We start from the raw sequence: 12,792 nt of genomic DNA, 5'->3' as shown, positions 1-12,792 counted from the left end.
CTATTTATAATGTTGAAAAATCCCAAAATCCGTAGGAGTCCAAAGTGCGGCATTTTGTCCTGCTGCTTTTAAACCATTATTTGCCCAAGTATTACAAGTATAAGTGAAGTTATAACTGCCTTTTGCATCATAAAAAGCATCGTTATTTCCGTAAACTGCATCAGTTTTTATCAAGATATATTTTCCGGAAGCATCTTTATCAAATCTATCATCTATGAATTTGATAAGATTTTGATATTGTTGTTCTGTCAGCAGCATTTTTTTACAATCACTTCCTACTTTCATTTGTTTGTAATAAGTACAATGCATCGCAGAATCGCTTAGCCAAAAAGCAGCTTTAAAGGCTGTTGAAAATTTGAGGTCAGACCAATTGGGTGTATCAAGATAGAAACCTTTGTCACCCCATCCGAAAGAGATATAATTGAAATCTGTCTGCTTTCCTTTTGTATTTTCGAATGGTAATTTCTCGCTCCAATCGACATATTTTGTTTTGACAGGAACCACCAAATCTGTATGTACACCATTGGTCAAGATGTACAATTCTATCGTTTTTGGTTCGTCGGTTTTTTTAGCTTTTACGGGAATATATGGAATCAATAATCCCAAAATTATATACAAAAAAACGACTCCAATTATGAAGCCGATTATTTTTATGATAATTAGCAGCATTTTTTTCATCCGGTTGTTTTTACAAATCGTAGAGAACACTAAAGATAATAAAATTTTTAAAGCAAAATAGATATGTTAATTTTTTTTAATTTTTCTTGGAATTATGGAAATTTATTTTGAAATTTAATAACGAAAAATCACTAATATATGCCGAAAAAACGTCAATCCAACAAAAGATTAAAAATTAGAGTAAAAGTTGCACCGAAAAGAGTTCAAAAAAGAAAATAACTCGATAAAAAGGGATTTTATTCTGATAAGAAATCGAGATTCCGTTTTAGACCTGCAAACTTTGTCCGCTTAACCGCAGATTTTCTGAAAACCGAGGAAAAAACTTCTTGGGTAATGTCTTTCCACTCTTGTTTTGTAAAGTTTTTGAGCTGAGAATTCGGTTGAAATTTCTCTTCCAAAGTAGGAGCCGAAAAACGATTCCAAGGACAAACATCTTGACAGACATCGCATCCAAACATCCAATCATCCATTTTGTCTTTAAAAAAGTCAGGAATCTGGTCTTTCAGTTCGATGGTTGCATATGAAATACACTTGCTTCCGTCGATAATTCTATCGGAAATAATCGCTTGAGTCGGACACGCATCGATACACTTGGTACAGCTTCCGCAATGGTCTGTAACGGGAGAATCTTCGACTAAATCCAAATCACAGATAATCTCTGCTAAAAAGTAAAAAGAGCCATATTTTTTGGTAATCAGATTCGAGTTTTTCCCCACCCAGCCAATTCCGGATTTCTTAGCCCAAGCTTTTTCTAAAACCGGCGCTGAATCTACAAAAACACGAAAAGAGAACTCGCCTATTTCTTCCTGAAGTTCAGCAACCAGCGTTCTCAGTTTTTCTTTGATAACCTCGTGATAATCTTCTCCATAAGCATATTTCGCGATTTTGAAATTCTCGTTCTGAAGTTTTTCTTCCGGAAAATAATTATAACTCAGAGAAATCACAGACTTGGAACCTTCAACAAGTAATCTCGGGTCAAGACGTTTATCAAAATAGTTTTCCATATATTTCATCTCGCCGTGATGGTTGTTCTTCAACCATTTTTCCAGATGAGAAGCTTCTTCTTCCAAAAAATCCGCTTTTGAAATTCCACACGACTGAAACCCAAAAGCAGAAGCTTTGGTTTTGATCAATTGTGTGTGTCTTTCTTTAGGATTCATAAATATTTTGCGAAATTAAGACATTTAATTAATTTCGTTCCAATTCATTTTTAAGACGAGGGATTTTGTGTGGAAATTTGAAATTTATATTGTAGTTTTGTTACAATTAAAACAGTAAAAATTTAAAATTATGGCAATAGAAGAAATATTGAAAGCGGGAAACTATCATTTGATTGATGTTCGTGAACCTTTGGAATTGGAAATGGATGGAAACATTGCAGAAGCCAACAATATTCCTTTGGGAGATATTGAAGCTCACATCGATGAAATCAGAGCTTTGGACGGAAATGTTATTTTCTTCTGCAGGTCAGGAAACCGTTCCGGAAAAGCAACAGAGTTTTACAAATCTCAAGGTTTTGAAAATGTTTATAACGGCGGCGGTTACAATGATCTTAGCCAAACTTTGGAAAATCTTTAAGATATTTTACCCCAACCCTAAAGGGAGTAAATAAGATTCTATAAAAAAGGAAAAGCGGGAAATATTTCCCGCTTTTTTAGTTTTTACCCCTTGACAGAAGCCACATTACTAAGCCAATAACACCGACTACGAGGATAATTCCCCACCACATTCCGGCTTTAAAAATAGTTTCCACTGCTTCACAGCTTGTTAACAATCCTAACATTAGGAATAATGGAATAATATTGATATATTTTTTCATAATTTATTTATTTGTGCTGAAAATTCAAAACTTAAGCCAAAATGATATTTTCTTATTAAAATTTGGAGTTTTAATTTTCATTTTGAATAAATTACCAAAATAAAACCACTGAAAATCAGTGGTTATTGTTTAGGCTTTTATCGTTTTTTTGATTTTATTTTTATTCGTCCTCTCTTCTATTTTGTTGACGATATATCCAATTATAAAAGGAGCCGCCCAAGTCAGAGCCATTCTTAACAATCTTGATTTCATAACATTAAATTTTTAAGATTATTACAAGAAATGCGCCATTATTGATTTTCATCAGAACTGTAATTACGAACTGCTTCTTTCAGACTTTTATGAATTCTTTGTTTTAATTTTCTAGGTCCTAAAACTTTGATAAACTCTCCCATTCCGAGAATCATTCTTTCTAATTCGAAGTTCAACTGAACACAGATTTTGAAAGTTATTCCAGTCTCGTCTTCTTTTATAATTTCCTGCGAATGATGAAAAGGTTTTGTCGTAACGTAAGGTGCGTGTTTCCTTGTAACGAAAAAAATGACATTCTGAGGTCGTTGCGTTTCTGAAACGGTTGCTCCAACAACTTCTCCAAAATATCTGTCCGCATTGAAATCTTTATCAATATATTCGATTTTTTCTTCAACTGAGATTTCTTCCATTCTGTCCAGAGCCAAATTCATAATGTTATTTTTATGAAAACAGATGAGAAACCAACGATTATTATATTCTTTCAGTAATTGTGGATGAACGATATAATGATTGGATTCTCTTGCCTTGAAACTCTTGTAAAGAATCTTCAAAACCTTTTTGTTCAGAATACTTTCGTAAAGAATATCAATGTGTTCCAGACCTTTCAATTGTTCATTTTTGTCAAGATGAATAATCGATTTTTGATTAGTCGATTGAATCGAATCTTCCAATTTCTGAATCACACCATTCATCTCCTTAAACATAGAAAAATCCTTAAATTGTTTCAGAATCTGAACCGCATTATTCATAGCTTTCAAATCATTTTCGTTGACCGAAATATTATGAATACTGTAATCTGGGTCACTGTAACGATAAAATCTTCTTTGATAAACTTCAATCGGCGCTTCATAACCGAATTTCTCACTTCGCATATTCTGCAAATCCAACTGAATCGTCCGTTTGCTCACAAAAGATTCTTTGCCATCAAACTCAAATAACGCTTCGGAACATTCGTCTATCAAATCCTCCAAAGTATATTGTTTATATTTATTCTTCAGACATTTGTCTAAGGTTTTGTAACGGATTAATGCGTTTTTGTTGGATGACATAGAATAATTATAAATGAATTTGAATTGTCATAAAATCTGATATACGTTTAATGTCTAACTTCTCTATTCTAATCTCTATTCCTTAAAGCTTCTCCTTCAAAAGAAACCCCATCCCAACCAAATTCGATAAAATTTCTGATATTCTGATGGTCAGTTCCTTCAAGATTTTGTAAAACATCTGTTCTGTAAAAATCTCCGAATAATGCTAAAGTATCGTCTTTCGAAAGTTGATTCAATTTCGCAAAACTGAAAACTTTGCAAGAACCATTATTTTGATTGGCATCGTTAATAGTATTTCCATTAGTAAATTTCGTTGGAGTGAAATCATAATTCTCATCAATAAAAGCAATCACGTCTTTAAAATCGATTGTTTCCGGAGAATTTTTAAGTTGTTCTAAAATCATTTTAATAAAATTTCATCAAAAATATTTAAAATAATTTTTCTACGCAAAAACATTGCGCACTTATACAATTACTTTGAATCATCAAAATAACAAAACAATGAAAACAATTACAGGAAACGACTTAATCGCTTTAGGATTCGCACCGAAAAAATGGTTTGCTGAAGCTTTGGAATATATCAATGAAAATAACCTTAATGAAACTCAAATGAAAGAATATCTAGAGCAGTTCAAATCTCCGGAACCGATTTCATTATTAGAAAATCCTGCAGAATTCATCATCAACATCAGAGCAGAAGATGAAAGCGAAAATGACAATGTGGAAAAAGTCATCAACACAATGAATGTTTTGATGAAAACCCCAACTTTGACGAAGGGAGCAATTATGCCTGATGCTTGTCCAACCGGACCAGAAGGTCATATTCCTGTTGGCGGAGTTGTGGTGGCAAAAAATGCCATTCATCCGGGATTTCATAGTGCAGACATCTGCTGTTCTGTGATGTTGACAGATTTTGGAAAAGTGAATCCGAAAGATGTTTTGAATGCGGCACATTCTATCACTCATTTCGGTTATGGCGGAAGACCTCGAGGTGAGCAAATATCGATGTCACAGGAATTGATGGATGCTTTCAGAGAAAATCTTTTCCTGAATGATGAAAATTTAATCAGCATCGCCCGTTCACATATGGGAACTCAAGGTGATGGAAACCATTTCTTGTTTGTAGGGATTTCTAAAAATACAGGAAATACAATGTTGGTTACACATCACGGTTCCAGAGCGCCAGGTGCAAAGTTATATGACAAAGGAATGAAAGTCGCCAACCGTATCCGAATGGAACTTTCGCCAGAAACTTTGAAAGAAAATGCTTGGATTCCGTATGAGACTGTGGAAGGACAACAATATTGGGAAGCCTTGCAATTAATAAGAAGATGGACGAAAGAAAACCACGAATCCATTCACAAGGCGACTTTGGAAAAATTAAATATCGAAAAACAAAACAGATATTGGAACGAACATAATTTTGTATTCAGAGATGGAGATTTATTCTACCACGCGAAAGGAGCAACGCCACTGGACGACAAATTTTTGCCCGATATTACAGGTCCAAGACTGATTCCTCTGAATATGGCGGAACCTGTACTGATTGTTCAAGGGACAACCAACGACAGAAATTTAGGTTTTGCTCCTCACGGCGCAGGGAGAAACTTCAGCAGGATGCAACATAAAAAATCTTTGGCTCATAAAACCATTGATGAAATTTTTGCTGAAGAAACCCAAGGTCTGGATATCAGATTTTTCACCAATGAAATTGATATTTCCGAATTACCAAGTGCCTATAAAAGCGCCAAAAACGTGAGAGCGCAAATCGAAGAATATGGACTTTGTGAAGTTCTGGATGAAGTGATGCCTTATGGTTGCATTATGGCGGGTGATGTTGGGAAAAATGCGCCTTGGAAAAAGAAGAAAAAATTTAGAAAATAAAACAATGAAAACAAAAATAATAGATAAATTAAAAACTCTTGAAAAAGACAAAAATATAGAAATACTCTTCGCGATAGAATCAGGAAGCCGTTCTTGGGGATTTGCTTCTCCGGACAGCGATTACGACATACGTTTCATATACAAACATCCTGTTGATTGGTATCTTTCGCCTTGGGAAAAACGTGATACGATAGAATTTATGACAGAAGATGATCTGGATGGTTCCGGTTGGGATTTGAAAAAAACTTTTCATTTGTTGAACAAATCGAACGTTCCACTTTTGGAGCATTTGTTTTCACATATATTTTATATAAAAAACAACGCTTTTTTAGAAAAGATGATACCTTTATGTATTTTTTATTTGCCAAAAGATTTGTTCTATGGTTTAGAATATATTCCGTAAGTTTCAAATGAAACTAATGATATCGTTTATTATGAGATTGGAAGATTCACAGAACTTTTATTAAAAAACAATCCCAATATTTTAGAAATACTAGCAACTCCAGAAGATTGTATTCTTTATAAAAATCCGATAATGAATAAGTTTCGGCAGGAAGATTTTTTGTCAAAATTTTGTAAAGATACTTTTGGAGGATATGCTTCAACTCAGATTCAGAAAGCAAGAGGATTGAATAAAAAGATTGTGAATCCTGTTGAAAAAGAACGAAAAGGAATTCTGGATTTTTGTGTGATATTGAAAGATTCTAATTCAATTCCCGCAAAAGATTGGTTGAAAGAAAAAAACTTTTTACAGGAAAATTGTGGTTTGGTAAAGATGCCCAATTCAAAAGGTATTTTTGCTTTGTTCTATGATGAATTTGGAAATAAGAATTACAACGGAATTTATAAAAATGAAGATTCTAATGAAGTCAGTTTATCTTCTGTTCCGAAAAATGAAAAGCCGAAAGCTTATCTGTTTTTCAATCAAGATGCTTATTCTACGTATTGCAAAAGTTATAAGGAATATTGGGATTGGGTCGAGAAAAGAAACGAAGACCGATACAATATCAATCAAAAGCACGGGAAAAATTACGATTCTAAAAATATGATGCACACGATTCGTCTTTTGCAATCGGCAGTCAATATTTTCAAGAATAATAAGATTGAAATCCGAGTTAAAAATCCTGATGAACTTTTGAATATCAAAGCTGGAAATTGGGATTATGATGATTTACTTTTATTGGCCGAGCAATTAATTGAAAAATTAAATTTGTTAGCTGAAAGTTCTTTATTGCCAAATTTGCCTGATAAAAGAAAAGTAGAGAATACACTAATAGAAATCAGAAATCAACTTTACAAATAACACTATCAAAATCGACAGTGTTATTTTTTTATCGCTAACTCGTATTTTAAATTTCACTATAAAATTGCATATTCATTAAGTATTTAAGTTATAGTTTTAATCAAATATTTTATCCTTAAGATTAATAGAAATTCGAAAAAAATCCACAGAATTACCAAATGAATAACAGAATTCAGATTATCGGCAAGCGAACCTCCAGATTGTACAATTGAGATGTATGTTTTCAAAAATGGAGAAGTCGGTAATGTATTAGACAACATCTGCACAAACTTCGGTAAAGCCTGATATGGCATAGAATATCCTGTGATTAAAAAAATCGGATAAGACGAAAATACCAAAACCTGAAAAGCAAAAAGTTTGGTCTTGAAAAAACTTCCAATCAACATTCCGAAGACAATAATTGTTGCGATAAATAAAGCTGAAATAACAGCTAAATCAAGATAACTTCCTCTAATCTCAACTCCGAAAACGGAAAAATTAACAATCGAGAAAAACAATCCGAATATCATAAATGCAAAAAAATAAAGCAGACTTTTCGCGAAAATCATTTTAGAAATACTTTGCTTTGAAACCTGATAAAGATTCAATAATTTATTCTCTTCTCTTTCCGAAGTAAACGCCGCAGCAACGCCTATTAAAAGTGTTTGCTGTAAAATAATCGCCAATAATCCGGGCAAAAGAAACGCACCATAAGTCATCCCCGAATTGTAAAGCGGACGATAATCCATATTAATCGGATTGGTCATTTTCATCGATTCGTCCTCTCCCATTCCTTGTTTGTTGAAATACGTTTTTCTCACACCCGCTCCCACCGTCAGACAAACTTTGGTAACCGTACTGAGCAAATCGCTGGAAGGCAAAAACCTTGAAGCATTCAAGATCAGATTTACATTCGTTTGTTTTTGCGATAAAATAGCCTTCTCAAAGCCCGACTGAATATAAAAATAGCCTTGAACTTCTCCCTGATACATCTTTTCCTGAGCTTCATTAATATTAGAACTCGGAATAATTTCTATCATTGGCGTCGAATCAAATTGTTCCGTCAAGGTTCTGGAAATTGAAGTTCCATCGTTATCAATCAAAGCTAATTTCACTTTCTCTTCGCCTTTGTTCAGGTAAATACTTCCGTACATAAATGCGTAAAGAATCGGTGCCAAAAGCAAAATCAGAAACAAACTCGAATCTTTCGAAACGTTTTTAAGCTCTCTTTTCAATATGTCGAAAATCTCTTTCATATGCGATTTTCTTTAAGATATTGATTGACTTTTCTTTGAAAAAACACAATGCTTAAAGGAAATGTGATTCCAATAAAAACCAGCAATTTGAAAATTTCCGGAGTTGCATAAGACAACGGAAGTTCCATAAAATAGAGCTTTATAAATCCGTCCAAAAAATGCGTATAAGGCATTATGTCTGCATAAAACTGGTCGTACCAAGGCATCGCCCATCTCGGAAACGTAAACCCACTGAAAACAAAAGCTGGCGAAGTGAAAAACAACGCTACATCCGTCACAAAAAGAAGATTATTGGAAATTGCGGAAAGCATCACCCCAATTCCGATGCAAGCCAACGACATCAAGGTGTAAATCAGGAAAAAATTGAAATCGGTTTTGGGTTTTCCTAACTCATAAACAGGAAAAACCACGTAAGCGACTAGTACAAAAAGTATCCACGAAATGCAAAGATGAGCCAGCATTTTCCCGATGACAATCTGCGAAGATGAAGTCGAAATTTTCAAAAGTTCATCAATTGTATTTCGCCTGAACTCAAGATTTAAAATTAAAACAGAAGCCACAACCAAAGCCATCTGAAGTCCGACCGTAATCAATCCGGGCGTGAGATACATCTGATAATTAAAATCCGGATTATACAATGTTGTCGTATTCAATTTTATAGGTTGAACTAATGTATTTGCCTTTTCAGCAGACATTCCTTGCTTTTCTGCTTTTTGAAGAACAACCGCCAAACCTCCTTTGATAATAACTTCGGCAGCGCCTTTGTAAATCATTTTTGCAGGAACCAAATAAGCACCGTTGGTATAAAGTGTAATATTGGACTGATGATTTTTCTTGACATCAGATTCCATATTTTTTGGAAAATGAACTGCACCGAAAATTTTGCCTTCCTTCATCAGTTTTTCAATTTCCACATTGCTGTGAACCGTTTGAGTAAATTGAATCAACTCGTTATGTTCCATCATATCGGTCAACATTCGGGAAACCGAAGATTGGTCTTCGTCCCAAACCGCCATCGGAAGTTCTTTCGCAAATTGTTTCTGATAAATAAATCCGTAAAAAAGAAAAATAATCGGTGGAATGACCAGCAAAATCACATAGAAATTCGGAATCGAAAAAATCCGCTTCCATTCTCTAATCATAATTCGGCTGATGGTTTTCAATGGTTTTATTGATTTTATTTAAATAATTTCTTTAATCAAAAATAAGCTGCGCTGTCATTCCCGAACGAAGACCTTTTATCAAATTGGCATTCTCAGGTTTCACTTTTATCTGGAAAGTTCTCAGCTCAAATTCGCCATTTTGTTTTTCAGGAACCCAATCCGCATAACCTAAAGCCGGAGCCAATTCGGAAACCACACCTTTCACTTCTTCTGGTGTACAACCAGGAATTTTCATTTTAACAATGCTTCCTTTGTCAATTTTGGTCATTTGATTTTGACGAATATTGAATTTCACAAAAAACGAATTATCTTTCTGAATCGTCATCATCGGATAACCAGCATTCACCATTTCGCCTTTGTTGGAAATCATTGTAGAAATTTTGCCAGAAGCCGGAGCTTTTATAGAAGCATTATCTTTAATCTCTTTTGCTAATTCATCTGCACCTTTTGCTTGATTCAGAATCGCTTGAGCAGAATTTTTAAGTTCCTGATTATTTCCACGTTGCAAAAGCTGAACATTCAGCGTTGCAGTTTCTAATTCTTTTTGAGCCGCTTTATATTTAAAATAAATAATATCTCTCTCCTGTCCGGAAATCACACCTTCCGAATAAAGATTTTGAAAACGAGTGTAAGTTTTATTCATCAAATCCATTTGCTGTTTAGCAATTTGTTGGAGGTTTTCCGCTGACTTCAAAACCTCAGGTTCTACGCCACGATTGATTTTATCTAATTGATTCTGAGCGACAATTACAGCTTCCGACATTTGCGACTGAATGGTTTCAATTTCTGAGGTTTTCATTTGGGCAACAACCTGACCTTCCTTCACTTCATCGCCTTCTTTCACCAACAATTCAACAACTCTTCCAGGCAAAGAAGCGGAAACATCCACAAATTCTGCATCTACCATTCCGATGACAGTTTCTTTATTATTCTCTGAGGATTTATTTCGAAAAAGATAAATTAGAGCAATGACCAACACAATAATCGGAATAAAAACTGCCCAGTAATTTTTTATAAAGTTTTTCATCTTGTTATCAGTTTAAGGAATGTAATTGGTAATATTTTCGACGTTTCCTGTGATATAAAAATAAGTTGCAATCACAGTTTGATAAGCTACTAACGATGTGTAATACAATTTTTCGGCTTCGTATTGAAGTTGTAAAGCATCGTTCACATCTTTGACTGAAGAAAGGCTGTTTTCCATTCTTTTCCTTACCATTTCTGTGGTCGTATAAGTTTGTTGTCTTGCCGCATCAAATGTCTCGCTCTGTTCTTTGAAACTGATTAATTTATTCTCAGAAATTTTGGTAGCCAAATCCACAGATTTTTGTTTCTGGTCAATCAAAAGGTCGGCTTCTTTTATCAAAGACTGTGTAGCAAGATTTTTGGATTTCCTTTCTGGGTCAAAAAGTGTCCATTGCATTTCTATCCCAACCAGCCAAGGTGGAGTAATCAGCGGAAGGTCATTTCTGAAAAACTGATAATTTCCAATGGCAAAAATGTTCGGTCTAGAGAGAGATTTGGTAATATTATGAGTCGTTTCCGCTTCTTTCTTTTTGCTTAATAATAATTTTAAATCTGCATTTTTTTCTGATGACGAGAAGTTGGGAACTTCAATATTTTCATTCAGTTCTTCATTGATTTCCATTGTTTCGTCAAGCGAAATTCCCATTAAATCTTTTAGAGTTAAAAGCGCATTTTCTTTTTCGAGTTTAAGATTTTTGAGATTGGTTTCGCCTTGAAGCTTCGTAATATTTGACCAGTTTTTCAAGTAAGGCGGAATGATTTCAGCTTTCAGAAGACTTTGTGCATATTTCTCATTATTTTCAAGAGATTCAACAATTTTTTCCTGTTTTTTAATCATCGAATTGAGATACATCACCTGAATATAATTCAATGAAATATTATAAGCGGTAAGATTTTGAGCTGATTCTAGATTCGCTTTTCCACTTTCTACCTGTTGTTTTGAAAGTTCTTTTGCTGCATTCAGTTTCCCTCCAAGATAAATTGGTTGACGAACGAGAATTCCTGCCAAGAAGTAACTTTGTTTTGCAATCGCCGGATTGTAATTGGGATAAACTGCGCTGATAATATCTTTGGAAGTCTGATAAATCACATTCTGAACCTGTTGCGGAAGCGGATTTCCAGTAATCTGCTGATAAACAGTATTGGCAGAAGCGGCACTTTGAGTGGCCGAACCTTCTACAATTCCGTCTTTTACCTGCTGAAGATTGATTTTGATAGGTTCTCCGATGTAATTATAACCACCAAGAAAATCGACTTTAGGAAGATTATTATTTTTGTTGGATTGTAGAAGTTTTTCACGGGTTTCCAGAGATTGTTCAGCCAGCTTTATATTGACATTATTTTGTTTTCCTTTTTCTATACATTCTTTCAATGTATATTGCTGACAATGTATTTTGGAAGAAAAAATCAGAAGTGAGGCAAGTACAATTTTCCTGAATCTCATAATTTTAAAATTTTCTAGAAAACAGTTTTAATTATGGCAAGTTACAAAAAACACTAATGATAAAGCGCCACAATTAATGTTAGCTTTATCATTTTTCATTCTTCTAAAGGTAGTTAAAAATTACCAAAACAAGATTAATAAAATTAAATTTCTGAATGTAAAACAAAAAGCATTTACAAAAACGTAAATGCTTAATTTCAATATAAATTTCACTTTTAACCTAAAGCTTTCTCATCCGTAAAAAACTGAAAACTGTCTTTTCTTTCAATCAGTTGAAGTGGATATAGTTCGGGGTTATATTCTCCGTTCAAGACCTCATTCAAAGCATGCTTTTTAGATTCTCCGAAAGCTACAACCAAGATATTTTCAGCTTTATTAATGATTGGCTCTGTCAAAGTGATTCTGTACATTTCCTGAGGTTTCAGATAATAAGCATCTACCCATTTTTCTTTCTCGTGAAGAATTTTTTCACCTGGAAAAAGCGAAGCTGTATGTCCATCATCTCCCATTCCTAAAAGGATAAAATCGAAAACTCCTTCATTACCAAGAACTTTTCGGATTTGCCCTTCATATTCTTTAGCATAATCTTCAGGTTCAACTCCATCTTTATACATTGGAAAAACGTGATTTTCATCTACTGGAACTTTATCCAAAAGTGCTTCTAAAGTCATTTTAAAATTACTTTTCTCGTCAGCCAAAGAAACCCATCTTTCATCGACCCAGAAAAAATAAACTTTGCTCCAGTCTATTTTATCAGAATATTCCTGAGTCGCCAGCAAACTAAAAATGGCTTTCGGAGAAGAACCTCCGCTTAATGCAACAACAAATTTATCGTGCTTTTGAATAGATTTTTCAGAAAGTTCAACAAATGTATCTGCTGCTTTTTTATATAATGTATCTAAATTATCAAATACTGTAATATTCATTTCAATAGTTTTA

The 12,792-nt window shown here is 34.0% G+C and carries 15 protein-coding genes; 4 read left to right on the top strand and 11 right to left on the bottom strand.

The features are described from left to right. Positions 1-678 carry a TIGR02117 family protein gene (locus tag DRF58_RS05415; protein ID WP_116033669.1) on the bottom strand — a complete coding sequence of 226 codons (678 nt, stop codon included), beginning with the start codon at positions 676-678 and terminating at the stop codon, positions 1-3. A 236-nt stretch (positions 679-914) separates the two neighbouring features. Next, positions 915-1,838, bottom strand: coding sequence for a tRNA epoxyqueuosine(34) reductase QueG (gene queG, locus DRF58_RS05410; RefSeq protein ID WP_116033667.1), 924 nt, complete (start codon positions 1,836-1,838; stop codon positions 915-917). 130 nt (positions 1,839-1,968) lie between these two features. Between queG and DRF58_RS05405 the strand changes: the two genes are divergently transcribed. Then, positions 1,969-2,256 carry a rhodanese-like domain-containing protein gene (locus tag DRF58_RS05405; RefSeq protein WP_116033665.1) on the top strand — a complete coding sequence of 96 codons (288 nt, stop codon included), beginning with the start codon at positions 1,969-1,971 and terminating at the stop codon, positions 2,254-2,256. A 76-nt stretch (positions 2,257-2,332) separates the two neighbouring features. On the opposite strand, the gene DRF58_RS05400 is transcribed toward DRF58_RS05405, so the two are convergent. The 4 genes from DRF58_RS05400 to DRF58_RS05390 all read right to left on the bottom strand — a co-directional run bounded on the left by DRF58_RS05400 (position 2,333) and on the right by DRF58_RS05390 (position 4,202). Further along, positions 2,333-2,497, bottom strand: coding sequence for a phosphatidate cytidylyltransferase (locus DRF58_RS05400; protein WP_116033664.1), 165 nt, complete (start codon positions 2,495-2,497; stop codon positions 2,333-2,335). A 129-nt stretch (positions 2,498-2,626) separates the two neighbouring features. Further along, positions 2,627-2,749 (bottom strand): hypothetical protein, encoded by a 123-nt coding sequence (locus tag DRF58_RS18905; protein ID WP_262510755.1) that lies wholly within the window; start codon positions 2,747-2,749, stop codon positions 2,627-2,629. A gap of 38 nt (positions 2,750-2,787) precedes the next feature. Then, positions 2,788-3,798, bottom strand: coding sequence for a helix-turn-helix transcriptional regulator (locus DRF58_RS05395; protein ID WP_116033662.1), 1,011 nt, complete (start codon positions 3,796-3,798; stop codon positions 2,788-2,790). 68 nt (positions 3,799-3,866) lie between these two features. After that, positions 3,867-4,202 (bottom strand): HopJ type III effector protein, encoded by a 336-nt coding sequence (locus DRF58_RS05390; RefSeq protein WP_116033660.1) that lies wholly within the window; start codon positions 4,200-4,202, stop codon positions 3,867-3,869. 97 nt (positions 4,203-4,299) lie between these two features. Between DRF58_RS05390 and DRF58_RS05385 the strand changes: the two genes are divergently transcribed. From DRF58_RS05385 to DRF58_RS05380, 3 genes are all read left to right on the top strand, one after another. Beyond that, a complete protein-coding gene (locus DRF58_RS05385; protein ID WP_116033658.1) occupies positions 4,300-5,682 on the top strand; it encodes an RtcB family protein in 1,383 nt (460 codons plus the stop codon). A 4-nt stretch (positions 5,683-5,686) separates the two neighbouring features. Then, positions 5,687-6,085 (top strand): nucleotidyltransferase domain-containing protein, encoded by a 399-nt coding sequence (locus DRF58_RS18455; RefSeq protein ID WP_379883776.1) that lies wholly within the window; start codon positions 5,687-5,689, stop codon positions 6,083-6,085. A gap of 132 nt (positions 6,086-6,217) precedes the next feature. Further along, the gene (locus DRF58_RS05380) at positions 6,218-6,985 is read left to right on the top strand and encodes a nucleotidyltransferase (RefSeq protein ID WP_162300299.1); all 768 of its coding nucleotides are present in this window, start codon (positions 6,218-6,220) and stop codon (positions 6,983-6,985) included. A gap of 83 nt (positions 6,986-7,068) precedes the next feature. On the opposite strand, the gene DRF58_RS05375 is transcribed toward DRF58_RS05380, so the two are convergent. The 5 genes from DRF58_RS05375 to pgl all read right to left on the bottom strand — a co-directional run bounded on the left by DRF58_RS05375 (position 7,069) and on the right by pgl (position 12,779). Beyond that, on the bottom strand, positions 7,069-8,220 hold the full coding sequence (locus tag DRF58_RS05375) for an ABC transporter permease (protein ID WP_116033656.1): 1,152 nt from the start codon (positions 8,218-8,220) through the stop codon (positions 7,069-7,071). After that, on the bottom strand, positions 8,217-9,362 hold the full coding sequence (locus tag DRF58_RS05370) for an ABC transporter permease (RefSeq protein WP_116033654.1): 1,146 nt from the start codon (positions 9,360-9,362) through the stop codon (positions 8,217-8,219). The genes DRF58_RS05375 and DRF58_RS05370 overlap by 4 nt, the downstream gene beginning before the upstream one ends. A gap of 52 nt (positions 9,363-9,414) precedes the next feature. Beyond that, entirely contained in the window at positions 9,415-10,410 is a 996-nt protein-coding gene (locus tag DRF58_RS05365; protein WP_116033653.1) for an HlyD family secretion protein, read from the bottom strand. A gap of 12 nt (positions 10,411-10,422) precedes the next feature. After that, positions 10,423-11,853 carry a TolC family protein gene (locus DRF58_RS05360; protein WP_116033651.1) on the bottom strand — a complete coding sequence of 477 codons (1,431 nt, stop codon included), beginning with the start codon at positions 11,851-11,853 and terminating at the stop codon, positions 10,423-10,425. Between the two features lie 215 nt (positions 11,854-12,068). After that, positions 12,069-12,779: a 6-phosphogluconolactonase gene (pgl, locus tag DRF58_RS05355; protein WP_116033649.1), complete on the bottom strand. Its 711-nt coding sequence runs from the start codon at positions 12,777-12,779 to the stop codon at positions 12,069-12,071. Positions 12,780-12,792: the final 13 nt, after the last annotated feature.

The sequence above is a fragment of the Epilithonimonas hispanica genome, assembly GCF_003385395.1.
Taxonomy (GTDB): Bacteria; Bacteroidota; Bacteroidia; order Flavobacteriales; family Weeksellaceae; genus Epilithonimonas; species Epilithonimonas hispanica.
This window is presented reverse-complemented; position numbering and strand designations above follow the sequence as displayed.

Excerpts from the sequence above, each read along its gene's own strand:
- DRF58_RS05360 (WP_116033651.1), bottom strand. The coding sequence starts at position 11,853 with ATGAGATTCAGGAAAATTGTACTTGCCTCACTTCTGATTTTTTCTTCC.
- DRF58_RS18455 (WP_379883776.1), top strand. The coding sequence starts at position 5,687 with ATGAAAACAAAAATAATAGATAAATTAAAAACTCTTGAAAAAGACAAA.
- DRF58_RS05400 (WP_116033664.1), bottom strand. The coding sequence starts at position 2,497 with ATGAAAAAATATATCAATATTATTCCATTATTCCTAATGTTAGGATTG.
- queG (WP_116033667.1), bottom strand. The coding sequence starts at position 1,838 with ATGAATCCTAAAGAAAGACACACACAATTGATCAAAACCAAAGCTTCT.
- DRF58_RS05415 (WP_116033669.1), bottom strand. The coding sequence starts at position 678 with ATGAAAAAAATGCTGCTAATTATCATAAAAATAATCGGCTTCATAATT.
- DRF58_RS05395 (WP_116033662.1), bottom strand. The coding sequence starts at position 3,798 with ATGTCATCCAACAAAAACGCATTAATCCGTTACAAAACCTTAGACAAA.
- DRF58_RS05385 (WP_116033658.1), top strand. The coding sequence starts at position 4,300 with ATGAAAACAATTACAGGAAACGACTTAATCGCTTTAGGATTCGCACCG.
- DRF58_RS05405 (WP_116033665.1), top strand. The coding sequence starts at position 1,969 with ATGGCAATAGAAGAAATATTGAAAGCGGGAAACTATCATTTGATTGAT.
- DRF58_RS18905 (WP_262510755.1), bottom strand. The coding sequence starts at position 2,749 with ATGAAATCAAGATTGTTAAGAATGGCTCTGACTTGGGCGGCTCCTTTT.
- DRF58_RS05390 (WP_116033660.1), bottom strand. The coding sequence starts at position 4,202 with ATGATTTTAGAACAACTTAAAAATTCTCCGGAAACAATCGATTTTAAA.
- DRF58_RS05365 (WP_116033653.1), bottom strand. The coding sequence starts at position 10,410 with ATGAAAAACTTTATAAAAAATTACTGGGCAGTTTTTATTCCGATTATT.
- DRF58_RS05380 (WP_162300299.1), top strand. The coding sequence starts at position 6,218 with ATGAATAAGTTTCGGCAGGAAGATTTTTTGTCAAAATTTTGTAAAGAT.
- DRF58_RS05370 (WP_116033654.1), bottom strand. The coding sequence starts at position 9,362 with ATGATTAGAGAATGGAAGCGGATTTTTTCGATTCCGAATTTCTATGTG.
- DRF58_RS05375 (WP_116033656.1), bottom strand. The coding sequence starts at position 8,220 with ATGAAAGAGATTTTCGACATATTGAAAAGAGAGCTTAAAAACGTTTCG.
- pgl (WP_116033649.1), bottom strand. The coding sequence starts at position 12,779 with ATGAATATTACAGTATTTGATAATTTAGATACATTATATAAAAAAGCA.